Genomic DNA, 22,110 nt, shown 5'->3' on the forward strand with positions numbered 1-22,110 from the left:
TTATCTCCGGGTCGGGTCGAACGTGGCGGGCAGCGTGGCCCAGCAAGCGTCGTAATTGGATTGCAGTTGTGGGCATTCGAGGGCGAAGCGGCTTGGGCGCAGCACTTGGCTGGTCTCGAACATGAAGGCCATGGTGTTGTCGATCTTCGCCGGTGCAAGCGCGGCGTTGATCGCTTTGGTGCAGGTTTCGCCATCCGGGCCGTGGGCGCTCATGCAGCTGTGCAGTGACGCACCGCCGGGCACGAAACCTTCAGCCTTGGCATCGTATTCACCCTGGATCAGGCCCATGAATTCGTTCATCAGGTTGCGGTGGAACCACGGTGGACGGAAGGTGTTCTCGGCGACCATCCAGCGTGGCGGGAAGATCACGAAATCGAGGTTGGCCAACCCGTGCACACTGGTCGGTGAAGTCAGCACCGTGAAGATCGACGGGTCCGGGTGATCGAAGCTGACCGTGCCGATGGTGTTGAACCGGCGCAGGTCGTATTTGTACGGCACGTTGTTGCCATGCCAGGCGACCACGTTCAACGGTGAGTGATTGAGTTCGGTGCCCCACAACTGGCCGAGGAATTTCTGCACCAGCGTCGTCGGTTGTTGCAGGTTTTCGTAGGCGGCGACCGGGGTCAGAAAGTCACGCGGATTGGCCAGGCCATTGCTGCCGATCGGCCCGAGGTCGGGCAGGCGCAGCGGCGCGCCGTGGTTCTCGGCGATGTAACCGCGAGCCTGCGGATCGAGCAGTTCAACGCGGAATTTCAGCCCGCGTGGCAGCACGGCGATTTCCAGCGGCGCGACGTCCAGCACGCCCAGCTCAGTGGCAATCCGCAGGCGCCCGAGTTGCGGCACTAGCAGCATTTCGCCGTCGGCGTTGAAGAACACGCGTTCCATCGAACGGTTGGCGGCGTAGTTATAGATGCTGATCCCGGCGGGTTTATCGGCCGCAGAGTTGGCCGCCATGCTCACCAGACCGTCGATGAAATCGGTCGGCTCGCCCGGCATGTCCAGCGCGTTCCAGCGCAGGCGATTGGGGGTCACTTCACCCAACGGGCCACCGGCCAGTTGCCGTTCCAGTTTGACGAACGCCGGGTGATTGGCCGATGGCTGGATCCGGTACATCCAGGTACGCCGCGCTTCACTGCGGGTCATGGTGAACGCAGTGCCGGAGAACAATTCGGTGTAGAGGCCGTACGGTGCTTTTTGCGGGGAGTTCTGGCCGACGGGCAGCGCGCCGGGCAACGCTTCAGTGCTGAATTCGTTGCCGAAACCGGACTGATAAGCCAGCGACGACGCGGTTGAATCGAGGTTCATGGAGCCTCCTGAACAGGGAGTCGGCAGTGGCCCATCGCTCTGGCTCAGAGGTTTCGGCACGCCGGGGTTGTTATTATCGTAATTCGATTACGCATAACGTAATTTGCTCGCTATCCAGCGTCAAGCTATAAAGACGCCCATTCGATTCGGATCCCGGCAGCCTCATGGAAAAAACCAGCGACAGTAACGGCAAACAGAAAGTGCGTTCCGCCGAAGTCGGTACCGACATCCTCAAGGCTTTGGCCGAGTTGTCGCCTTCCACTTCGCTGTCGCGCCTGGCCGAACATGTGCAGATGCCGGCGAGCAAAGTGCATCGCTATTTGCAGGCATTGATCGCCTCGGGGTTTGCCGAGCAGAACACCGCGACCAACCATTACGGTTTGGGTCGTGAAGCGCTGCGCGTGGGCCTGGCCGCCCTCAACAGTATGGACGTGCTGAAAGTCGCCGCCCTGCCGCTGGCCGAATTGCGCGACGAACTCAACGAAACCTGTTTTTTGGCGGTGTGGGGCAATCAGGGTGCGACCGTGGTGCACATCGAACCGGCGGTGCGCGCGGTGACGGTGGTGACGCAATTGGGCTCAGTGTTGCCGTTGCTCAGCTCCTCCACCGGACTGGTGTTCAGCGCCTACCTGCCGCATCGGGAAACCGACGAATTACGTGAGCAGGAAATCGCTGTTGCCAATCATCCGCTGGCCGATGAAAAGGCTTATGCCACGTTGTGTGAACAGATTCGCGAACGCGGTCTGCATCATGTGCACGGTTTGCTGATGCCGGGTGTGGATGCCTTGTCGGCACCCGTGTTCAATGCGGTTGGGCAAGTTGCAGCGGTGCTGACCATCGTCGGCCCGACTTCGTTGTTCCACGCCGACGAAAACGGCCCGGCGGCGCAGCGGTTGTTGGCTGCGACGCGGGCCGTGAGTTGGCGGATGGGATTCGAGACGCCTGCGTTCTGAAAGTTCAGGCAGGCTCATCGAACCCAGGCACAAACTCGCCAAGCGCACGTTGCAAACAAGCCCGTAAAATAACTTCAAATGCAGGCATGTCTTTCAAGTGACCCGTCAGTGCGGCCAGCGCCTCACCCACTTTACCGAACCCAGCGTTATCTAGACTACGAACTTCCATTTAAGAATCCCTTTTCAGATACAAAGCAGTTACCCCAAACAACTGGCCTTGACGAAAATTCCAGCAAGTTATTGAAACCGAAGCGTGGCGGTTCATTTCAGACGCGGCCACCGAACCACTTCGAAAGACTTTCAATGCAAAAATACTAGAACACCATGCCCAATGACTTGGCGCTCGCAACCGCTTGGGTTCGTCGTGCGACCCCTAACTTCCCATGTATGCGTCTGGCGTGGGTTTTTACCGTATGCAGAGAAATAAACAGCTGATCGGCAATTTGTTGATTGGAATATCCCTTGGCGATCAGGCCTAAAACTTCCAGCTCACGGAGACTGAGCAGTCCGCTACCGCTCAGGGTATTGGCACCGGGCAATTCCAGTGGCTCTTTATCCAGGGCTTTCAACAGCCCGGGCTGGCGCAGATTCAGTTCGCGCAACGCCTGATGCAAACAGTGATGACTGGTCAGCTCTATCCCCTGCTGTAAGTGACGTCGCGCCATAAGTTGATCGCCTTGAATAAAGGCAGACTCGGCCAACGCCAGATGAAGGTCGGTTTCCAGCGAAAGCATCTTGCGTTGATGCGCCGCTTCCAGCAAACGCTGGAGGCGGCCGAGCGGGTTGTGCGCTGTACGCAAGCCAACTTGCGCAATGATCAGCAAGTATTCAATCCGTGGGATCAACTCAAGTGTTGCGGGTGGCGCCTGCAAGGCGTCCGATCCTTGATAGTGCCGCAGCAGCCGTGTCATCGCCTCACATGCCAGTTCAGGACGTCTTTGCTGTAACCAGAACTGGCTGCTGACTTGTAGTAACACCCCACGGTAAACCGTTTCCGGAATCTGCCGTTGCTGCATCAAACGTTCCGCATCACGTAGCCAAACGAACGCCTTTTGATAGTCCGTCTGATTGGCAGCCAGTTGTGCCAGTCCCAGGTAGCCATACAGAACCCGCTTGTCTTGATTGCGTTTGCAATCCTCCAGCCCGGACTGAAAAAACTCCGCTGCCGAGGCATCCAGCCCCTGACTCAGCGCAAGGCGCCCGCGACGCAGGGCGATCCTTCCCAGCAGCGGCGTCAGCCTGTTCGGTTGCCTGTCGAGTAAATCATGCACACCCGCCAAAAGGCTTTCTGCCCGAAGCGCCGCACCTCGTTGTTCAAGCAATTGCCCGTGATCGAGTTCAAGCAGCGCTTCGAATGCCAACGAGCCTTGCGCCCGCGCCAGACACAGCGCCTGGCGATTCAGCGCATGAGCCAGATCCAGCTCACCACGCAACAGAGCCTGTTGAGTCATCCCGGACAAACACATCACCCGCGCAGTCCAGTGATCGGGATCGAGTGCCTCCAGCGCCTGCGAAAAATGTCCGTGAGCGCAATCCATCTGACCCGTCAAATGGAGTAACCAACCCTGCAACGTTTGCCATCGTGCAATCAATTGCAGCTCAAGCCTTGCCGAAGGCTGGGGCATGAACCGCGACAGGTGTCCGATGCAGTGCATCGCCTGTTCAAAGCGCCCGGCAAAAAGTAATGCTGCGGTGACCAGTCCCACCAGTTGCGGGTTGCTGAAGGTCAGCTCTTGCCCCTGCTGCTCATGCAATCGCAACAACAGCACCACCGTCTGCTCTTCGAACAGATGCTCAAAGCTGAAGTGCTGCAACAGGCTGACGGCGATTTCATACTCTTCGGCAAGCAATGCCTGCTCGAAGGCCGAACGCCAATCCTGCCGCCAGGAAAACCACTGGCAGGCCCGCCGATGCCAGGAGCGACTGGCGGGCCATTGCTCGTCATGCATCACCCGTGACAGCGGGGGAAAGATCTGCCACCAATCGGCCGAGTCGTTCCACGGTTCGACGAAGCAGCCGAGCACTTGCAAGGTGCGCAGATACTGCGCGCCCTCCCCGGCACCGAACAAATGCTCACACAGCTCGGCATTGAAGCGCGGTAGATGGGCCAATACTCGCCAGACTTCGACCAACTCCGGTGTCAGGCTGTTGAAGAGTTCGTGTTGCAGATAATCCAGCAGCGTGTCCACCCGCTGCTGTGGCTGATTGCCTTGCGACCAGTCGCACTTTTGCAACAGGGCCATGCGCACACCCGCGCACCAGCCGCCCGTGCGCTGGACGATGCGCGCGGCAACGCTAACGGCCTGCTCGGACGACAAGTGCCGCAAGGCCAACGCGATCTCTTCTTCGGTGAGCGCCAGTGTCGGGCTTTCGCACTCGTACAGTTCATCATCGAGCAGCAGGCGGGGCCAGTTGCATTGCGGGCGTCGACGCGTGCCGATCCACCAGACCAATGCCGGGCTGCTGACCGTCAGCAAACGATCAAGCAATGCGTCCAGAGCTGGATCCGGCAGTCGGCAGTAGTCATCGATAAACAGCCAGGTCGGCCTCGACCAGCGACTCAGCGCCGCGATCAGAGCGGATTCCGTTGTTTCGGCCAGCCCCAACGCCTGCGCCAGGCGCAGACAAAATTCGCTGGCACTCAATACCGCCCCCGCCAGCGGCAACCAGCAGACTTCGCAGTGTTGCGGCGCTTGTAGCAAGCACTCGGCAAGCAGCGCACTCTTGCCGCTGCCCGCCGGTGCGCAGATCAGCCTGACCCGCGCCATCGATTCAAGCAATGGCTCGCTCAATCGAGCGCGGGGTTGATGATGGGAGGACAGTCTGGGCAAAAATCCGGGGCGATCCAGACACGGCGTCATGGCAGTCATCGGGCAAGCCTTTTTATAGTTGTGGGTTCACCCTAGCCCTCTCCCGACAGCTTGTTGACGAGTATTCAGCACGCTGATTGGCGGCCATAAAAAAGGCGACCGTGCGGTCGCCTTTTGTACGGCTGATGTATCTGATCCGTTACCGCACCCCCTCTGCGCGAAGGGCTGATGGCGTGTAGTCGGCAGCCTTGGCTTCGAAGCCGAATTCGAAACTGTGCTTCTCTTCGTTCTTCATCCCCAGGGCAATGTAGCGGCCGGCGATGATGTCGTAGAGCGCTTCGAGGGTGTAGGCCTGCGCCTGGTGATCGTAGTAATACTGCGCGTGACCTTCGGCGACACGCCACAGTTGTCCGCGACCGTCGTAATGGTCGACCAGCGCGACCTGCCAGCTGTCTTCGTCGATGTACATGTGGCGTTTGGCGTAGATGTGCCGCTCGCTCGGTTTGACCGTGCCGATGACTTCCCACACGCGGTGCAGTTCATAGCGGGTCAGGTCCTGGTTGATGTGCCCGGCCTTGACGATGTCGTCGTACTTGAGCTTCGGCGAGTCGAGTTTGTAGCTGTTGTACGGGATGTACATTTCCTTCTTGCCGACCAGTTTCCAGTCGTAACGGTCCGGGGCGCCGGAGAACATGTCGAAGTTGTCCGAAGTGCGCAGGCCATCGGCCGCGGTGCCTGGGCCGTCATACGCCACTTGTGGTGCACGACGTACGCGGCGCTGCCCGGCGTTATAGATCCACGCCAGACGCGGCTCTTTCACTTGATCGAGGGTCTCGTGCACCAGCAGCACGTTACCCGCCAGGCGCGCCGGAGCGGTCACCGATTGCTTGAAGAAAGTCAGCACGTTGGCGGCTTTTTCCGGATCGAGATCCTTCATCAGTTGCGGCACGGCGATCTCTTCTTCGAAGCGGATCGGCGTGTAGCTGCCGTTGGTCTGCGGGGTTACCTGAGTGATGATCCGCTTGACGTTGCCGCCGTGGTAACGGGTGATGTGGTTCCACAACACCTCGACGCCGTTCTTCGGAATCGGGAAGGCGTAGTAGCGGTTGCCGGTGAAATTGGCCAGACCGTTACCGTCGTTGATCGTGGTCACGTTGAGCGCACTGCGCTTGGCCGATTCGTAGATTTCCGGCGGCACGGCGACGGTGCGGTGGGTCGGATAGACCGGGATCTTGTAGGTTTCCGGGTAGCGTTTGAACATCGCCACCTGGCCGTCGGAGAGTTTGTCCTTGTACTTGTCGACGTTGGCCGGGGTGATGGTGAACAACGGTTTCTCATTGGCGAACGGGTCAGCAAGGAAGCCTTTGCTGTCCACCGCCCCGGCGTTTTTCGGGATGCCGCCGGTCCAGGCCGGGATCGAGCCGTCAGCGTTGCCGGCCTTCTCGGCGCCGAGCGGGGTCAGGCTAGTGCCGAGTTTGTTGGCCTCGTCCGGCGACACCGCCGCCATCACATTGGCCGCCAGCAGACTCAGGGCCAGCACACCGCATTGCAGAATCATTTTGCGCATTGCTTTCATCCTTCTCGGGCAGATCAGAAGTTCACGCCGAAGCTCAGAGCGACGAAGTCACGGTCTTCGAGGACGTTGTAATCGCCGCCGAAAAAGTCGGTGTAACTGAGGCTCGCGGTATAGGTGTTGCGGTAGTCGGCATCGACGCCGACGCTGATCGCTTTGGCGCCTTCGTTGAACAGGCCGTTGGGGCCGTAACCGGCGACGTCGTGCGACCACGACAGGTTGGGTTTGAGGTTGATCCCGCCGATCACGTTGGCGTAATCGAGAATCGCCCGGGCGCGGTAGCCCCACGAAGTCGAGGTGACAAAACCGTCGGTATCGCCACCGAAACCGTACTGGCCATACACCGAGTCACGGCCATAACGCAGCTTGCTGCGCGGCTCCAGACCACCGACGTGCACCACCGCCGCTTCCCCGACCACGGTCAGGCGTTCAGCACCCAGGACCTGATCGAAGAAATGCGTGAGAGTGCTCTGGACCTGCGTGACTTCTTTACGGCGATAACCCTTGTTGTCCGCGCCCGGCGTAGTCGCAATCGGTGAAGCAGCACCACCGGCAATCGGGTTGAGCAGCGCCAGTGTCAGGTCATTGGTGTTGACCTGCACCGGAGCGTTGGGCCGGTAGCTGATCTCACCGGTCCACGCGGTGCCGGTGGGCAACGTGGTGGAGAAACTCGCGCCATACAGACGAATATCTTCGGGGTATTCAAGGTAATACCCACCGCGCCCGAGCATCACGCTTTGTGCCAGGCCCGAACCGCTGCCCGGCGCCAGGCCGTTGGCGATGCCGACCATGCCCGGCAACGCCGCGAGGGTCGAAAGCCCTGCGGTGGTGGTGCCCACCGTTGGCGTGCGGCTGTGGTAATTCATGAAGTAGAGACCGTATTCGGTATCGTCGCCGAGCCAGCGCAACGCCGTACCCCACTGCCCGGAATCCCGCGCATCGCGGTCGCCGCCACGGGGGATGACCACGCCTTCGCGGGTCACCTGAATGCCTTGGCCGAAGGCTTGGGTCAGCGGCACAAACGGCGCGATCGCCGGGTTGCCGACGGTGTAGCCGTTGTTGCAACCGTCTGCCGCCACGTCGACACCGAAGAAGGTGCCGCAGTTGTCGAGAACGGTCTGATCCCATTCCAGTTGGTAGAAACCTTCGACGGTCAGTTGATCGGTCAGGCCTTGCGAACCGAACAACATGTTTACCGGAATCAGGCCTTCCTTGATCTCCGCACCGGGGCGACGAAACGCCGAAACGTCGATCGGGTTGATGCTGTTGATCGAGTTGCCGATGAAGGTACTTTCACCCCAGCTCACCACCTGCTTGCCGGCGCGCACGGTGCCCGGCAGGTCGGCAATGGAGTAGTTGTGATAGACGAAGGCATCGAGAATCTGCGCGCCGGAAGACTTCGCGCCCTCCTTGCGGCCCTTGTCGCTGATCGGCTTGAACTCGCGGTCTTCATCCTTGAGTTCGAAGTCATACCAATACTTGCCACGGACAAACACACCGGTATCGCCGTACTTCAGTTCGAGGTCATGAATACCTTTGAAGATTTTCGAAAAGGTTTCGCCCTTCTTGAAGTTCAGGCGTCCGTCATCACCGGTCGAGGATTGCCCGGTACCACCATTGACCGTGCCGACCAGCGACTTGTCGGCATCGCGCATCCCCCAACTCGCACCAACCGACAGCGACGAGTCGAACGTGCCCTCGATTTCCCCGATGTTGAACGAAACCGCGTGCGCCTGGGCACAGCAACCCAGAGCCACCGCGGCGGCCAGCGCCTGCGGTGTGAAGATGGCGCGCATTGTTTTTGTTGTCATGCGTCTTCCCCGGTGAGTGACAGAAGGCCCCACCCTACTGCCGCCCGACGGGGTAGATAAGCGCACCAAGGAGGTATTCGCGTTGTCGCCCGAAAGGATGAACGCCCTTGTGGGCCGGGGCTTTGCGCAAGCCATGGATCGGCTGGATGGAGGATCATCAGCCAGGCGCATAGGGCCGCTGATGACGGATGACTGTTGCATGCCCCGTAACAGTGCATGTCTGGAATCGGTATTTTTCCTACAGACTCAACACCTTATTCTGAGCGGGCTTTCACGGGACACGCCGCAAAGCACGCAGCACTGGCCTCGAGCAACTCAGGTTATTGCTGACAGATTTCAGATGAATCGAACCATTCGGTTTATCGCCCTGGTGTTCACTGACGTTGATTTGTAGCTCCTTGATCCAACGTCTTACCTTGGCCGCTGCGTTTGCAGCGGCCTTTTTTATGCCTGTTGAAAACACCGCCCTACAGCGTTTTCCGAGATTGCTATCGGAGATTTCTTTTCGCGCGGAAGAATTCCACGTCCGCCGTTAATAGCCCGCGAAAGTTCTCTCAAATCAACGCCTCTTTACTTACATCTTTCTCAGATTTAGTAACCCCGGCTTTGTTGTAACTTGAAACGTATCAAACATTCGCTGGTGCCACGAACGTAACTAGCGGTCGTGATTGCATTTTTCAGCGACTTATCACGCACATTCAAAAGGACATGAATATGCAAAAGCCTCCACCGTGGGAATTGACCGAACCTGTTCATACAAAAGGCATAGCGCCTGCTGGCATGCAGCCCGCTAAAGGTACTATCGGGAGTTATCGCTATAACGGCACTTTCGGCACAACTCGAAATTCTGCTCGTTACCAACCGATATTGCAAAGTCACATCGGCATTCTCGAACGAGAGTTCCAGACCAGCACTGCAAACATCCCCCAGTCAATTGAGGTGCAATTAGCAGCAACGCGTCAGGAAGAATCAACTCATCCACTGCCACCGGCAGCAGCGATAATCCGCGAACTCGGAGTGCGCAATAAACTTATCCAACGTACGAGCGCAGAACTGCAACATCAGACGAATCTGTCCCACAGCTTTTATGGGAGCGACCCCACCAGTAAAAGCGCCGATCAATTCCTTTCCCGCGCACTGGTTGTCGATAAAGTGCTGAGGCCCGATGGGCCTGGCATGAACCTGTGGAAACAATCCTACCGTGCAGCGCTGCAAGCAAAACTGCTGACTCAACAACTGGCGCTTTTGCACCAACAGCAAGTCAACGTGCACAACTGGCTGGCAAACGTACAAGCCAATGATCAAGCGCAGGCTGCGGCGGCAGAAGTGGCGCGCCAGGCGGCAGAACAGGCACGGGTCGCGGCAGAACAACAACGGCAGAGAGAAGTTGCCGAAGTAGCACGTATGGAGCGGGTATCACTAGCTGAACTGGCAGAGGCTCAGCGCTTGGCCAAAGAACGTACCCGTATCGCATCCGAGCAACAGGTGAAGGACCTTCGCGACGCCGCACGGCGCGAACATGAGCATTACTTGGCACAGAAAAAAGCACGGATCGCAGCATTGGCAGAGGCTCGACGCTCCGCAGCCGATCAGGTAGCAGCAGAACGTGCACGATTTGAAGTAAAAGCAGAAACATTGCGCCGCGCTGAGGCTGAAAGGGGACTTAGCGAAATAGCGCAACGTACCCAAAAAGCAGAACGGTGGCGTCTGCGCGAAAGAGCACTGCGCGCAGAAGAGGCTTTGTATCGCGCGCAAGCTGAAAAAGCGCGCCGCGAGAGGATATTGCAGGGCATTTTGGAGGCCCAGGAAAAAAACCGGCAACAAGCATTGCTGGATGCTCTGGCAGAACCTGCGCGACAAGCAGAACAAGCTCGCTTGAGAACCCAGTGGCTGGCACAGACAGAGGCTCGCTGGCACAACCCGGTGTTCGCCAACGTCGGCTCCGCCGCAGCCTATGGCCCCACATTTGCGGGTACCCTCGGCAATATTCGAAATAGCCCGCCAAACGCCCAGGCCTTAAGAGTCGCGCTTCGCGCTGCAGTGCCCATCGCATTGACCGCCCTATCGACTGCTGCGGTCGGATTCGCCGCTCTGCTCGTTCCTTCGGAACTTGGGAACGGCGACCTGTTTTCTGCAAGCGTCCCGCTATCAGAACTTGCGCCTGATTTGGACGCTGATCTGTACGAACTGGCGACCGCTGGCCGTGAAGTCGATCTGCCTGTCAGGCTTGGCTCCAGAACGTCAGGTAACAGAGTCGAAGTTGTCGTCGTCAGCACCGATGGCGTGACAGTCCCCAGCAAAGTGCCGGTGGTACTCGCACGCTTTGACGCACAGAAAAACATTTACGTTTCCTCCGCTACCTCAACCGAGTCCAAAGGCCCTGTCGTCACTTGGACGCCGTTAGTAAACCCGCTGAATCCTTCGACAGATTTGCCAGTCGCCGATACAGACTTGCCGATCTACGAAGGCGCCGATGTCACGCTCGACAGTGGACGGATTGATCCATTTCCTCAGCTTGATCAGTACGGATTTGGTGGATGGGTTACGGTTTTCCCGATCGACTCTGGAATACCGCCGATTTTCACGATGTTTCGGGATCGGCGGCAGGATCCCGGTATCGCCAGTGGGATGGGGCAAACGGTTTCAGGCAATTGGTTGGAAGCGGCTGCGACGCAGCAAGGTGCTCCGATTCCGACGCAGATTGCGGATAAGCTGAGAGGAAGGGAGTTTTCGAGTTTCAGGGCATTTCGAAGAGCGTTTTGGAAAGCGGTATCTGCTGACCCTCAACTAAACTCTGAGCTATTCCACCTCAGTAAAATTGAAACAAAAAAAGGCCTCGCGGTAAGAGCAGACATAGAAGACCAAGTGGGAAAAAAAATTAAATACGATCTTCATCACGTAAACCCAGTTGGGAATGGTGGCGAGGTCTATGATATTGACAATCTCAGACTACTCACACCAAAACAGCACATCGAAACCCACGCCAGCAAGAAAAAAGGATTATAAAGTGACCTTGAAAAGTAAATTTGAAGACTACACAGAATCGGAATACAAAGCTTTAATCGAGCGTTTATTTAAAGGTGATTATTCATCCGAGAGAGAGCTAGATAAAATCGTCGAAAACATCGTTTCCACTTCAGAACATCCCAATGGGTCAAACATATTGTACTATCCCGAGAAAAACGTTGAAGATAGTCCTGCCGGCGTACTAAACACTATAAAACAATGGCGTAGTGCTAACGGGAAACCCGGCTTCAAACCTGAAGAATAAAAAACAAGCGAGCGGGCATCTTTGCCTGCTCGCTTTACTCTCCAGTTACAACGAATACCCCTGCAAATTCGGCATCATTTCCTGCAGCGTCTCAATATCCCGCTTTTGGCAGTGAAATCGGACAACCGGTTTCGGACAATTGGTTAGGAGTTGCCGCGACACCTCAAGGTGCACCGATTCCGACGCAGATTGCGGATAAGTTGAGAGGAAGGGAGTTTTCGAGTTTCAGGGCATTTCGCAAGGCGTTTTGGAAGGCAGTGGGAAACGACCAAGGGTTGTTTGACCAATTCTCGAGACTCAACAAAATAGACCTGAGAGACGGCTTAGCTCCCAGCGCACTACCTTCAGAACAAGTAGGTAAACGCGAAAAATTTGAAATACACCACATCAAACCAGTCAGCGAGGAAGGCGCAGTTTACGACATAGACAATCTAACCGTGCTAACTCCAAAGCAACACATTGAACTGCACTCCAAAAAAGGAGCAATGTAAGTTGAAACTAAAAAATAAACTGGAAGACTACACTGAGTCCGAATACCTGGCGGTCATAGAAAGGCTATTCCGAGGCCGTTTCCCATCAGAAAAAAAACATGATGAGTTCGTCGACAACATTGTAGCCACGTCAGAGCATCCAAACGGAACAGGCATTCTGTATTACCCGGAAGAAGGCGTAGATGACAGCCCGGAAGGCGTATTAGCCGCTATTAAAGCTTGGCGCGCCGCTAACGGAAAACCCGGATTCAAACCTGAAGAATAGAAATAGCAAAGCGAGCAGGCATCTCATGCCTTGACCCAACGATTACCTTGGCCGCTGCGTTTGCAGCGGCCTTTTTTATGCCCGCCGTTTTACCCTTCTTGCCTGCAATCGTCGGAAAATTCCCCCTGCTACTGTAGGAAATCTCTTTTTGATCTTCTAATACCAAGCAATCAAATCACGTTCACGATTATTCATACAACTAAGCAGGTCATTACTGACGAACGATGCAGATACGTCCGCTCGAAAGCTGATGTAGGTTAATCGCTCCGTAAAATCCGAATAACTTGCAGTGAGTAAAACAATGCTGGAACAAAATTTTGTTGAAGGAGCGGCAACAAAAATCGAAAGAAAAGGGGCTGCTGCCGACCTCGTCATGATTCAACGCCTTCATGCCATTTTGGAAGGCAAGCTTGAAACGACTGATACCGATCGCCGGTTCTACGCGCATGCACTTCGAATGATGGAGCGATTCAGAGCGATGGGGATCGCTGACGACTACATTCCGAAGAGTAATCCGTCCCTTTGGAATAACCTCCATACGGCCACACTTGAAGACTTTAAACTGAGCAACGACGAGGCATTGCGCTATACCGCCGAGGCAATTGACGCTGCGAAAAAGCAGGAATTGAAAGCATTTGAATGCATCAGCGGATCGAAGAGTTCGATTGCAAAACTGGAACAAGCTGTCAGGCAAGAAAATCTCAGAGACTTGCTATCAGTTTTGGCTATCGGTTTGGCATTTCCCTCCATCGATACATTGTTCGGGCGTTATCGATTTGAAGTCATCGCGCGAGGAGAACTGTGTAAAACGTACGAGCAGTTATTTCATGAAGGCGTATTGGCTGAGGGCAATGAGGCTGTCGCCATTCCGGGACCAAACTGGAGAATTCCGGAGTTCATGATTGATAGAAGGTACAAGGAGTAATAGAAGAAGCCTCGCCGCCCCCAGAACGCAGCGAGGCTCAAACGTCCCCTAAAGCGAATACTTCTGCAAATTCGCCATCATCTCCTTCAGCGCCTCAATATTGTCCTTCGGATGCGCCGCCCCTTCGAAATCGCAAATCTGCTGCCAATGTGCCGAGACATCTTCCGGCGAGAAACCCACCCGTGGATCAAACCCGGCGCCGAGGCTGCGCTCCCAACGCACCTTGCCCATCCAGCCGCCACCCACCTCAAACAACCCGGAAGTCTCCTGGCACTGCTCGCTCGCCAAATACACCACCAACGGGCTGACCAGTTCCGGCTTCAGTTGTTCGAACACTTGCGGCGGGATCAAACCTTCAGTCATGCGCGTGCCGCCGGTTGGGGCGATGGCGTTGACCAGAATGTTGTTCTTGCGCCCTTCGATGGCCAGGGTGCGGGTCAGGCCATAAAGGCCAAGTTTAGCCATGCCGTAGTTGGACTGGCCGAAGTTGCCGTAGATGCCCGAGGTCGAGGCAGTGAAGATCACCCGACCGTAGTTTTGTTCGCGCAGGTGCGGCCAGGCGGCGCGGGTGACTTTGTAGGCGCCTTCGACGTGGACGCGGTAAACCAGATCCCAGTCGGCGTCGTCCATTTTGTGGAAGGTCTTGTCACGCAGGATCCCGGCATTGTTGACCACCACGTCAACGCGGCCGAAGACGTCGAGAGCGTTTTGCACCAGTTTGTCGCCGTCGGTGACCGAGTCGTGGTTGGCTTCGGCGATACCGCCAGCCTCGCGGATTTCTGCCACGACGCGGTCGGCAGCGGAGGCATTGGCGCCTTCGCCCTGGGCCGAGCCACCGAGGTCGTTGACCAGCACTCTGGCGCCCTGTTTGGCGAACAACAATGCATGAGCCCGGCCGAGGCCACCACCGGCTCCGGTGACGATCACGACTTTATCTTCGAAACGTACGGACTCATTCATCGCAGCAACTCCAGCAGGCCAAAGGAACAGTGATCCCGAGTGTCAGGCACACAGCTTTTGGTCACAACGAACACGGCTGGGGGTGAATGGTGCGCGATAAGGCGGGGGGATAGTGAAGGCCACATGAGAGTTTTTGTGGCGAGGGAGCTTGCTCCCGCTCGGCTGCGCAGCAGTCGTAAACGTTACTCGCGGGTTTCCTGTAAGCACTTGATCACAGAATCAAGGGCCGCTTCGCCCCCCTGCGGGAGCAAGCTCCCCCGCCACAAAGGCATACTCGATGCAATGCAGGAGTTGCGACGGCTGCGATCTTTTGATCTTCAGGAACACGCCACTCGGCGCGGCGGCAGCGCGAAGCGATCACGAAACGCCAGGTAGTGTTTGAGCACCTGCACCGGCGCCTCGGTCTGCGGATAGTGGCCGATGCCCGGCAACAGCACGGTGTCGGCATCCGCAATCAACTCGCGATAGCGTTCGACCATGTGTGCCCCGGAGATCGGATCGACTTCGCCATCGATCACCCGCAACGGCACTTCGCCGCGTTGCATCGCGGCCACCCAGCGATCACGCTGCACGCGACGTTCGGGAATGTAGCTGATCAGTTTGTGCATGATGCGCGGGCCGCGATTGCTGTCGATCAGGCTCCAGAAATCATCCAGCTCACTTTCACTCGGACGTGTTTGCGGGCCGAAGATATGACGAAAACTCTTCACCAGCGCGTCGCGGGTAAACGCGCGGCCGATCATCCAGCCCAATGGGCTCAACAACAGTTTTTGCATCAGTACCGGACGATGGGTTTCCGGGAACAGACCGCCGTTGAGAAACACGCAACTGGCAACCTCGATCTGATCGTCGTAATGCCGGGCGAGCAGTTCCTGAGCAACGCTGTCGCCATAGTCGTGGGCGAGAATGTGCACCGGTTGTTCGACCTGCAAATGGGCGAGCAACGCCTGTTGCAGATCCGCCTGCTCGAGAAGGCTGTAGGTGTGATTCAGCGGTTTGGCCGAATCACCAAAACCGAGCATGTCACAGGCGATTACCCGATAACGTTGCGCCAGCGGTTGCCACAGATAATGCCAATCCCAACTGGCGGTCGGAAAACCGTGGATCAACAGCAGCGGCTCACCCTGCCCCGCCGTCCAGTAACGGATCGGCTGGCCACGAAAGACAAACGTCTGGCTGCGTTTACGCCAGACACACAGAGGAATCTCGGCAAGAGGCATTAGAGTTTATATCCCGGGTCTTGTTTATCGAGTTTGCGCAGCAATGCCGGCCAGGCCAGCGCACCACCCATGCCTTGAGCACTTTTGGTGACGCCGGCGATCATTGCCTTGGCGCCTGCGAGGATCTGCGGTTCGATGGCAATAAGTTCAGCGCCGCCAGTCTGTGCCATCACCTGAATGTCGCAGGCGCGCTGGAAGGTGAACATCATCAGGAAGGTATCGGCAATGGTGCCGCCACAGGTCAACAGACCGTGGTTGTGCAGCATGAGGAAGTTGTTCTCGCCGAGATCGGCCTGCAAACGTGCCTTCTCTTCGTGGTTCAGCGCCACGCCTTCATAAGCGTGATAAGCCAGGCTCGACAGCACGAACAGCGATTGCTGGCTGATCGGCAACACGCCTTGTTTCTGCGCCGAAACGGCAACACCGGAGGCCGTGTGCGTATGCAGCACACACACCACATCGTGCCGCACTTCGTGCACGGCGCTGTGGATGGTGTAACCGGCGGGGTTGACCTCGTAAGGGCTGTCCATGAGTTTGTTGCCGGCCTGATCAACTTTCACCAGGCTCGACGCGGTGATCTCGTGGAACATCAGCCCGAACGGATTGATCAGGAAGTCCTCGGTGCCGGGCACCTTGGCGGAAATGTGCGTGAAGATCAGGTCGTCCCAGCCATGCAGCGCGACCAGACGATAACAAGCGGCGAGATCGACGCGGGTCTGCCACTCGGCGGCGCTGACCTGGTCTTTGACATTAAGGGACGTTTGGACGGGGGCTACGCTCACTGTATGCACCTCTGCGTTCTTATTGTTTTGCACGTGTCAGCAGTCTAGTCAGGCGTAGCTGATCGCGTAGTTGCATTGCCAGCCAGCTTGATGACTGAGCGGGTCAGCAATGCAAACACCTTGGATCCATGTCAAAGCAACGACGCCAACAAAGGTGCGGCGAACAGGTTGAGCAAGCCGGTCAACACCATCACCAGCCCCGCCACAGAGCCCTCTTCGCCGCCCACTTCATGGGCGCGGCTGACACCGGCGCCGTGCGCGCCGACACCAAACAGCGCCCCCCGCGCCAAGGCACTGCGCAACGGTAACCACTTCAAGAGCACGCCGCCGAGCATCGCGCCGAACACCCCGGTGAACATCACGAACACCGCGGTCAATTCCGGCACGCCACCCAGATCCTGCGCCAGCGGCATGGCGAACGGCGTGGTGATCGAGCGCGGCACCAGAGACATCGTCACCGAGCTGTCGAGCGCCAGTGCCTTGGCCAGACCGAACGAAGTGCCAATCGATGCCGCGCTGCCGGCGACCATGCCCAACAGCAACGCCGACCAATGCCGCATCAACAGCCGCCGCTGCTGCCAGATCGGCACGGCGAACGCCACGGTGACCGGGCCGAGCACCAGCATCAGCCAATGGGTGTTGCTGGAGTATTCGGCGTAGGCGGTGTGCAGCGGCACGGCGAGCGCCAAGAGCAGCACCGGTACCAGAATCAGCGGTGACAACAGGTAACGCCCGGTGCGGCGATAAATCCAGCGGCTGAACAGGTAGGCCAGCAGTGTGAAGGCGAGCCAGAACATCGGCATCAGTTCAAGTTTCATGGGAATGCCTCAGACGCACGGCCAGTTCCACGGTGAATGCGGTCACCAGCATCACCATCAACGTACTGGCGGCGATTACCAGCAGAATCCGCCAGCCGTCATTGCGCAACAGCGCGCCATAGTCGAGCAGGCTCATCAGCGCGGGAATGAAAAACAGCAGCATCTCGGCCATCAGCAATCCTGCGCCCAACTGCAAAGCAGCCGGTTTCACCCAGCCGAAAGCAAACGCCAGCAACAACAGCGCCATGCCAATCACCCCACCGGGAATCGGCAGGGCCAGCCAGGCAGCGAGTTGACAGCCGAGCAGGTAGAGACCGAGCAACACGGCCAGTTCGGCGAATAGGCGGGAAAGATGCTTGAGGGTGGCGGCGTTCATGGTGGGGCTCCTTTCAGGCGTTTATTTTACGAAGCGCCCTGTCATCCCAGAAGCGAATTGTTAGACTCACAGCCATTCCAAAATGGAATCAGGTCATGGAATTCAAACAACTGCGCAGTTTTGTCGAAGTCATGCATCAGGGCGGCTTTACCCAAGCGGCGAAAACCTTGCACATCAGCCAGTCGGCGGTGAGCAAACAAGTCGCGCAACTGGAGCAGAGCCTCGGCACGCCACTGCTCGAACGGCTTGGCTCACAGCTGCGCCTGACTGCCGCCGGCAGCGTCGTGCTGCAAAGGGCCGAAGGCATGTTGCGATTACGCAATGAGTTGCTTGTCGAGCTGGACGATCTCAGTCAACTGGCGCGTGGCGAGTTGCGCCTCGGCCTGCCGCTGTTGGGCAGCGATGCGTTGTTCGCCGGGCTGTTTGCCGAGTATCGCCGGCGCTATCCGAACATCAGCATTCAGTTGCTTGAGGGCGGTAGCCGCAACATCGAGCAAGCGGTGCTGAGTGGCGAGCTGGAGCTGGGGGGCAGTTTGTTGCCGAAGGATCCGCAGTTCGACTGCCAGCCGTTTTGTGATGAGAAACTCGACGCCCTGCTGCCGGTGGATCATCCGCTGGCCGATCAAGGGGAGATTGGGCTGGAACAGTTGGCTGACACACCGTTCCTGCTGTATCAACGCAGCTTCGTGCTCAACGACCGCCTGCTGCAGGCCTGTCAGCAGATGGGTTTTACACCGAAGGAAGGTGGGCGCAGCGGTCAGGCGGATTTTCTCGCGGCACTGGTGGCCGCCGGGCAAGGCGTGGTGCTGTTACCCAGCGTAGTCGCACGCGGTCTGGTGCGGCCAGGCGTGGTTCGCCTGACCTTGAGAGCGCCGGATTACTTGCGCTGGGACATCGCCTTTATCTGGCGCCAGGGCGCCTATCTGTCGAAGGCCGCGCAAGCCTGGCTGGCGCTGTTGCGCGAGCGCGCGATCAACCCTTGAGTACGCTGATAAGTTCGGCCAGCCAAGGCTCTGCGTCGGTATCCGGCGTAACGCTTTCGCTGGCGTCGATGCGCAGCATTTCCTGAACCTCACGCAGGCCAAGTTCGGCGAACAGTTCACGCATTTGCTCACCGCCGCCGCAAAAGGTATCGCCGTAGCTCGCGTCGCCCAAGGCAATCACCGCTCCCGGCAAACCACGCCAGGCTGCCGGCAATTGATCACGAATGGCCGAATACAGCGGTTGCAGGTTATCTGGCAACTCGCCCATGCCGGTGGTCGAGGTCACTGCCAGAAAGGCTTCCGGACCGAAAGACTGGATATCGGCCAGGCTGGCGCGCGAGTTGTAGAAGGTTTCAAAGCCAGCGTCTTTCAGCAGGTTCTGGGCATGGCGGGCGACATCTTCGGCAGCGCCGTAGACCGAACCGGAGAGGATGGCGACTTTCATCAATCTGATCCTGAAACTGAAAAAAAGAGCGGCGATAGTAACAGCCCCGGCCCGTGAAGTTGCGATTGCCTCGCAATCAGCGTTGATGGCCTATAGACAGCCCCTGCCGTTCTTCTAGAATGCCTGCCACTGACAACACTCAAAGGATTCAAGGATGATCAACGCCAGTCTGCTGCAAATGGTGATCAACGCGTCGAATGACGGCATCGTGGTCGCCGAGAAGGAAGGTGAACAGGACAACATCCTGATTTACGTCAACCCGGCTTTCGAACGTCTGACCGGTTACACCAGTGAGGAAATTCTCTATCAGGACTGCCGTTTTCTGCAGTCTGGAGACCGCGACCAGGAAAATCTGACGCTGATTCGCGACACGCTGCGCAATGGCGGTTCATGCCGGGAAATTCTGCGCAACTATCGCAAGGACGGCACGCCGTTCTGGAATGAGCTGTCGCTGTCGACAGTGAAAAACGCCGATGACGGACAGACGTATTTCGTCGGTGTGCAAAAGGATGTGACGGTTCAGGTCAAGGCTCAGCAACGAGTGGCGCAACTGGAAGCGCAAGTCGCCGCCCTGCAAAGCGAGCTCGCGGCATTGAAAGCGACGAACGGCGCAAACAAATCAGCGAACTAATTGTCATTAACTACAATCACCAATGACTTTGTAACTATTTCTTACGAGCCAACCATGCAACGCGACGCCCTCCTGACCCAGGATGAGCTGGATTTTATCCAGACCATGCAGCACAACCCGCAATTGAACGTGCGGGATGCGACGTCGAGTCTGCTGGTTAATGGTGGTTCACAGATCCGCGACTTGCTCACGCGCCTGGCCGCTCACGAGCAAGTCACCATTCAGGCCAACTTCGAAAATCAGCAAATGACCTTTCCGCTGCACTTGGTGGAAGACGAGTTTCATGCGCTGCATTTACGTCTCGGCGTACCGAGCATTTACGAAGATGGCCCGATGGTGCGCCCATGGCGACTGACACTCGAAGAACCCGTTGCACTGGAAAATGCCAAGGGCCAACCGGGGACGATGTGGGTACACGAGGTTTCGCACAAAGGCGTGCTGCTGGAAATGCGCAACAAGACCAAGCCACCCAAGCACTTCGCGCTGTGGTTCAGCCCTTCCGGTTATGAGCGGATTTCACTGCGCGGCAATTTCGAGCGGGAAACCGAAAGCGGTTTCCATGCCTACGAACTCAGCCAGACCGATGCCGATGAAACCGAACGCTTGCGCCAGTTCATCCTGCAACAACACCGCCTGACACACCCTGCCCTGCACACCTGATTTTCAGGTATCGAGCTTGCCCGCCAGCATCTGTGTCAGACGCTGACGCATCGTTGCACCTTCGTTGCCAACGCATCCGATCGACGTTCCCGAAAGGCTTTCCTGCGCCAAATCGGAGGCATCCCCCGCCAGAAACAACTGACAATCGAGACTCAAGGCCAACCGGTTCAAGCGCCGCGGCAATTCCGGAGCCGGTGCGTGATTGGAAAACAGTACCAGAGCGTGCGGTTTGATCTTCTCGCAAACCAGGGTCAACTCGTCGAACGGCTGTCCGGTGGTCAACACCCGCACACCCGAATCGCTGCTGCTGAGAAACAGTGCCGCGACCAGCAACTCCAGTTCACGACATTGGCCGGCCAGGGCGCTGACGATGATCTTGCGCGGTTGCGCGCCGCGCAGTGCGATGATTCTCTGCAGCACCCGCGTGCGCAGATAACCGTCGAGGAACAGCCACTCACTGGTTTGCCCGAAAGCGTCCTGACGCTGCAACAGTTGCCGCCACAACGGCATCAGAATGTCCTGAAACACCACGGGCAATGCGTAGGACGAAAAGATCTGACCGTACACCCGATCCAGTTCGACATCGTCGAAAGCACTCACCGCTCGCTGCACCTGAAGCTGCCATTGCTGATAGTCGGCCTGCACCAGATCATCGGGAATGAAGTGCGCCAATACTTTCAATGGCTCGGTCTTCGCCAGGATCTTGCTGACCTTGCTGACCGCCACGCCCCGATCAATCCAGTCGACGATGCTGCGGACGCGCTCGATTTCGGTCATTGAATACAACCGATGCCCGCTTTCGGTGCGCGTCGGTTGAATCAAACCATAACGCCGCTCCCACGCACGCAACGTGACCGGGTTGACGCCCGTCAGCCGTGAGACTTCACGTATGGGAAACAAATCTTCGCGCTCGAGCGCAACAGATGCCTGCGAAGCAGGGCTTACGTCCGTCATGACAGGCATTGTGCGATCTACGTCCTTGTGGGTTTTGGATCCCATTCTACCCCCGATGACCCATTTGGGTTCAAGTGAAGATATGCGACGAAAGTCACTGGTTTAATCACTAAAATCGGGAATAATCCTTGCTTGCTAAAAAACGCGGGCCTCTACCCCGGCCTGCGTCTCGCGAAACTCCTACCCGGAGCGATGCACTCGATATACGGAGATACACAATGTCTACTTCCCCCGTCACGCTGATGGTTGCGCGTCGCGTCGCCGATGGCCGCTATCAGGATCTGATCGCCTGGCTACGTGAAGGCGAACAACTGGCCACCGACTTTCCCGGTTATCTCGGCTCCGGCGTGCTCGCGCCACCGCCCGGCGATAACGAGTTTCAAATCATTTTCCGCTTTGTCGATGAGCAAACCCTGCATACGTGGGAGCACTCGGCCTCGCGTACTGCCTGGCTGGATCGCGGCTCTGATCTGTTTGCGCATCCGAAGGAGCATCGGGTCAGTGGCATTGAAGGCTGGTTCGGCGCCAGTGTCATCGGCCAGCGTCCGCCGCGCTGGAAACAGGCAGTGGCGATCTGGCTGGCGTTCTTCCCGGTGTCGCTGCTGTTCAATTTCGTCCTTGGCCCGCTGCTGGCCGAAATGAGTCTGTTGCCGCGCGTGCTGATCAGCACGGCGTGCCTGACGCCGCTGATGGTGTACTTCTTTATTCCGTTGTCGACGCGGTTGTTGGCCAATTGGCTGAACAGTGTTCCAACACGACCTTTGCCTGCTGCGCCCTCAACGCAAAACCGCTAGCAGATCGCAGCCTCGTTGCACTCGACAGCTCCTACAGGATGGGTGGACGCGCCCTATGCAGGAGTTGCCGAAGGCTGCGATCT

22 protein-coding genes are annotated in these 22,110 nt (G+C 57.5%); 10 read left to right on the forward strand and 12 right to left on the reverse strand.

Translation table 11 applies throughout. The features are described from left to right. The gene (hmgA, locus tag ACIOWE_RS08680; RefSeq protein ID WP_401389887.1) at positions 1 to 1,305 is read right to left on the reverse strand and encodes a homogentisate 1,2-dioxygenase; all 1,305 of its coding nucleotides are present in this window, start codon (positions 1,303 to 1,305) and stop codon (positions 1 to 3) included. Between the two features lie 164 nt (positions 1,306 to 1,469). Between hmgA and ACIOWE_RS08685 the strand changes: the two genes are divergently transcribed. After that, positions 1,470 to 2,258: an IclR family transcriptional regulator gene (locus ACIOWE_RS08685; protein WP_401389890.1), complete on the forward strand. Its 789-nt coding sequence runs from the start codon at positions 1,470 to 1,472 to the stop codon at positions 2,256 to 2,258. A gap of 4 nt (positions 2,259 to 2,262) precedes the next feature. Here the strand turns inward: ACIOWE_RS08685 and ACIOWE_RS08690 are convergent, their stop codons facing one another. The 4 genes from ACIOWE_RS08690 to ACIOWE_RS08705 all read right to left on the reverse strand — a co-directional run bounded on the left by ACIOWE_RS08690 (position 2,263) and on the right by ACIOWE_RS08705 (position 8,452). After that, a complete protein-coding gene (locus ACIOWE_RS08690; protein WP_401389893.1) occupies positions 2,263 to 2,427 on the reverse strand; it encodes a hypothetical protein in 165 nt (54 codons plus the stop codon). Positions 2,428 to 2,572: 145 nt separating this feature from the next. Continuing rightward, positions 2,573 to 5,128, reverse strand: coding sequence for a LuxR C-terminal-related transcriptional regulator (locus tag ACIOWE_RS08695; protein WP_401389896.1), 2,556 nt, complete (start codon positions 5,126 to 5,128; stop codon positions 2,573 to 2,575). A gap of 139 nt (positions 5,129 to 5,267) precedes the next feature. Further along, the gene (locus ACIOWE_RS08700; protein WP_201235231.1) at positions 5,268 to 6,635 is read right to left on the reverse strand and encodes a DUF1329 domain-containing protein; all 1,368 of its coding nucleotides are present in this window, start codon (positions 6,633 to 6,635) and stop codon (positions 5,268 to 5,270) included. 23 nt (positions 6,636 to 6,658) lie between these two features. Further along, positions 6,659 to 8,452: a DUF1302 domain-containing protein gene (locus ACIOWE_RS08705; RefSeq protein ID WP_401389900.1), complete on the reverse strand. Its 1,794-nt coding sequence runs from the start codon at positions 8,450 to 8,452 to the stop codon at positions 6,659 to 6,661. Between the two features lie 714 nt (positions 8,453 to 9,166). On the opposite strand from ACIOWE_RS08705, the gene ACIOWE_RS08710 reads away from it, so the two are divergent. The 5 genes from ACIOWE_RS08710 (at position 9,167) to ACIOWE_RS08730 (ending at position 13,404) form a co-directional block, all read left to right on the forward strand. Then, on the forward strand, positions 9,167 to 11,458 hold the full coding sequence (locus ACIOWE_RS08710; protein ID WP_401389903.1) for an S-type pyocin domain-containing protein: 2,292 nt from the start codon (positions 9,167 to 9,169) through the stop codon (positions 11,456 to 11,458). Position 11,459: 1 nt separating this feature from the next. Beyond that, on the forward strand, positions 11,460 to 11,723 hold the full coding sequence (locus tag ACIOWE_RS08715) for a bacteriocin immunity protein (protein ID WP_401389906.1): 264 nt from the start codon (positions 11,460 to 11,462) through the stop codon (positions 11,721 to 11,723). 116 nt (positions 11,724 to 11,839) lie between these two features. Next, entirely contained in the window at positions 11,840 to 12,214 is a 375-nt protein-coding gene (locus tag ACIOWE_RS08720) for an HNH endonuclease signature motif containing protein (RefSeq protein WP_401390040.1), read from the forward strand. 1 nt (position 12,215) lies between these two features. Continuing rightward, positions 12,216 to 12,479, forward strand: a complete 264-nt coding sequence (locus ACIOWE_RS08725; RefSeq protein ID WP_401389909.1) for a bacteriocin immunity protein — start codon at positions 12,216 to 12,218, stop codon at positions 12,477 to 12,479. Between the two features lie 301 nt (positions 12,480 to 12,780). Further along, entirely contained in the window at positions 12,781 to 13,404 is a 624-nt protein-coding gene (locus ACIOWE_RS08730) for a hypothetical protein (protein WP_401389911.1), read from the forward strand. 48 nt (positions 13,405 to 13,452) lie between these two features. Here the strand turns inward: ACIOWE_RS08730 and ACIOWE_RS08735 are convergent, their stop codons facing one another. The 5 genes from ACIOWE_RS08735 to ACIOWE_RS08755 all read right to left on the reverse strand — a co-directional run bounded on the left by ACIOWE_RS08735 (position 13,453) and on the right by ACIOWE_RS08755 (position 17,560). Then, positions 13,453 to 14,364 (reverse strand): SDR family oxidoreductase, encoded by a 912-nt coding sequence (locus ACIOWE_RS08735; protein ID WP_401389914.1) that lies wholly within the window; start codon positions 14,362 to 14,364, stop codon positions 13,453 to 13,455. A 317-nt stretch (positions 14,365 to 14,681) separates the two neighbouring features. Then, positions 14,682 to 15,584 carry an alpha/beta fold hydrolase gene (locus ACIOWE_RS08740; protein ID WP_401389917.1) on the reverse strand — a complete coding sequence of 301 codons (903 nt, stop codon included), beginning with the start codon at positions 15,582 to 15,584 and terminating at the stop codon, positions 14,682 to 14,684. Continuing rightward, complete coding sequence (locus ACIOWE_RS08745; protein ID WP_401389920.1) at positions 15,584 to 16,366, reverse strand: class II aldolase/adducin family protein; 783 nt, start codon at positions 16,364 to 16,366, stop codon at positions 15,584 to 15,586. The genes ACIOWE_RS08740 and ACIOWE_RS08745 overlap by 1 nt, the downstream gene beginning before the upstream one ends. A 131-nt stretch (positions 16,367 to 16,497) precedes the next feature. Beyond that, positions 16,498 to 17,184, reverse strand: coding sequence for an LrgB family protein (locus ACIOWE_RS08750; RefSeq protein ID WP_201235246.1), 687 nt, complete (start codon positions 17,182 to 17,184; stop codon positions 16,498 to 16,500). After that, a complete protein-coding gene (locus ACIOWE_RS08755; RefSeq protein WP_401389923.1) occupies positions 17,174 to 17,560 on the reverse strand; it encodes a CidA/LrgA family protein in 387 nt (128 codons plus the stop codon). Before ACIOWE_RS08755 ends, ACIOWE_RS08750 begins: the two co-directional genes overlap by 11 nt. Before the next feature lie 95 nt (positions 17,561 to 17,655). Here ACIOWE_RS08755 and ACIOWE_RS08760 point away from each other — a divergent pair, with 95 nt between their 5' ends. Then, the gene (locus tag ACIOWE_RS08760) at positions 17,656 to 18,543 is read left to right on the forward strand and encodes a LysR family transcriptional regulator (RefSeq protein ID WP_401389926.1); all 888 of its coding nucleotides are present in this window, start codon (positions 17,656 to 17,658) and stop codon (positions 18,541 to 18,543) included. Here the strand turns inward: ACIOWE_RS08760 and ACIOWE_RS08765 are convergent. Next, complete coding sequence (locus ACIOWE_RS08765) at positions 18,533 to 18,988, reverse strand: flavodoxin (RefSeq protein WP_401389929.1); 456 nt, start codon at positions 18,986 to 18,988, stop codon at positions 18,533 to 18,535. The genes ACIOWE_RS08760 and ACIOWE_RS08765 overlap by 11 nt on opposite strands. A 154-nt stretch (positions 18,989 to 19,142) precedes the next feature. Here ACIOWE_RS08765 and ACIOWE_RS08770 point away from each other — a divergent pair, with 154 nt between their 5' ends. Next, positions 19,143 to 19,619, forward strand: a complete 477-nt coding sequence (locus ACIOWE_RS08770) for a PAS domain-containing protein (RefSeq protein ID WP_401389932.1) — start codon at positions 19,143 to 19,145, stop codon at positions 19,617 to 19,619. A gap of 54 nt (positions 19,620 to 19,673) precedes the next feature. Beyond that, complete coding sequence (locus ACIOWE_RS08775) at positions 19,674 to 20,279, forward strand: hypothetical protein (RefSeq protein WP_201235256.1); 606 nt, start codon at positions 19,674 to 19,676, stop codon at positions 20,277 to 20,279. A 3-nt stretch (positions 20,280 to 20,282) separates the two neighbouring features. On the opposite strand, the gene ACIOWE_RS08780 is transcribed toward ACIOWE_RS08775, so the two are convergent. Next, positions 20,283 to 21,242 carry a MerR family transcriptional regulator gene (locus ACIOWE_RS08780; protein WP_401389935.1) on the reverse strand — a complete coding sequence of 320 codons (960 nt, stop codon included), beginning with the start codon at positions 21,240 to 21,242 and terminating at the stop codon, positions 20,283 to 20,285. A gap of 209 nt (positions 21,243 to 21,451) precedes the next feature. Here ACIOWE_RS08780 and ACIOWE_RS08785 point away from each other — a divergent pair, with 209 nt between their 5' ends. Then, positions 21,452 to 22,027, forward strand: coding sequence for an antibiotic biosynthesis monooxygenase (locus ACIOWE_RS08785; protein WP_401389938.1), 576 nt, complete (start codon positions 21,452 to 21,454; stop codon positions 22,025 to 22,027). Positions 22,028 to 22,110 lie beyond the last annotated feature (83 nt).

Source organism: Pseudomonas sp. NPDC087598 (assembly GCF_044743525.1).
Taxonomy (GTDB): Bacteria; Pseudomonadota; Gammaproteobacteria; order Pseudomonadales; family Pseudomonadaceae; genus Aquipseudomonas.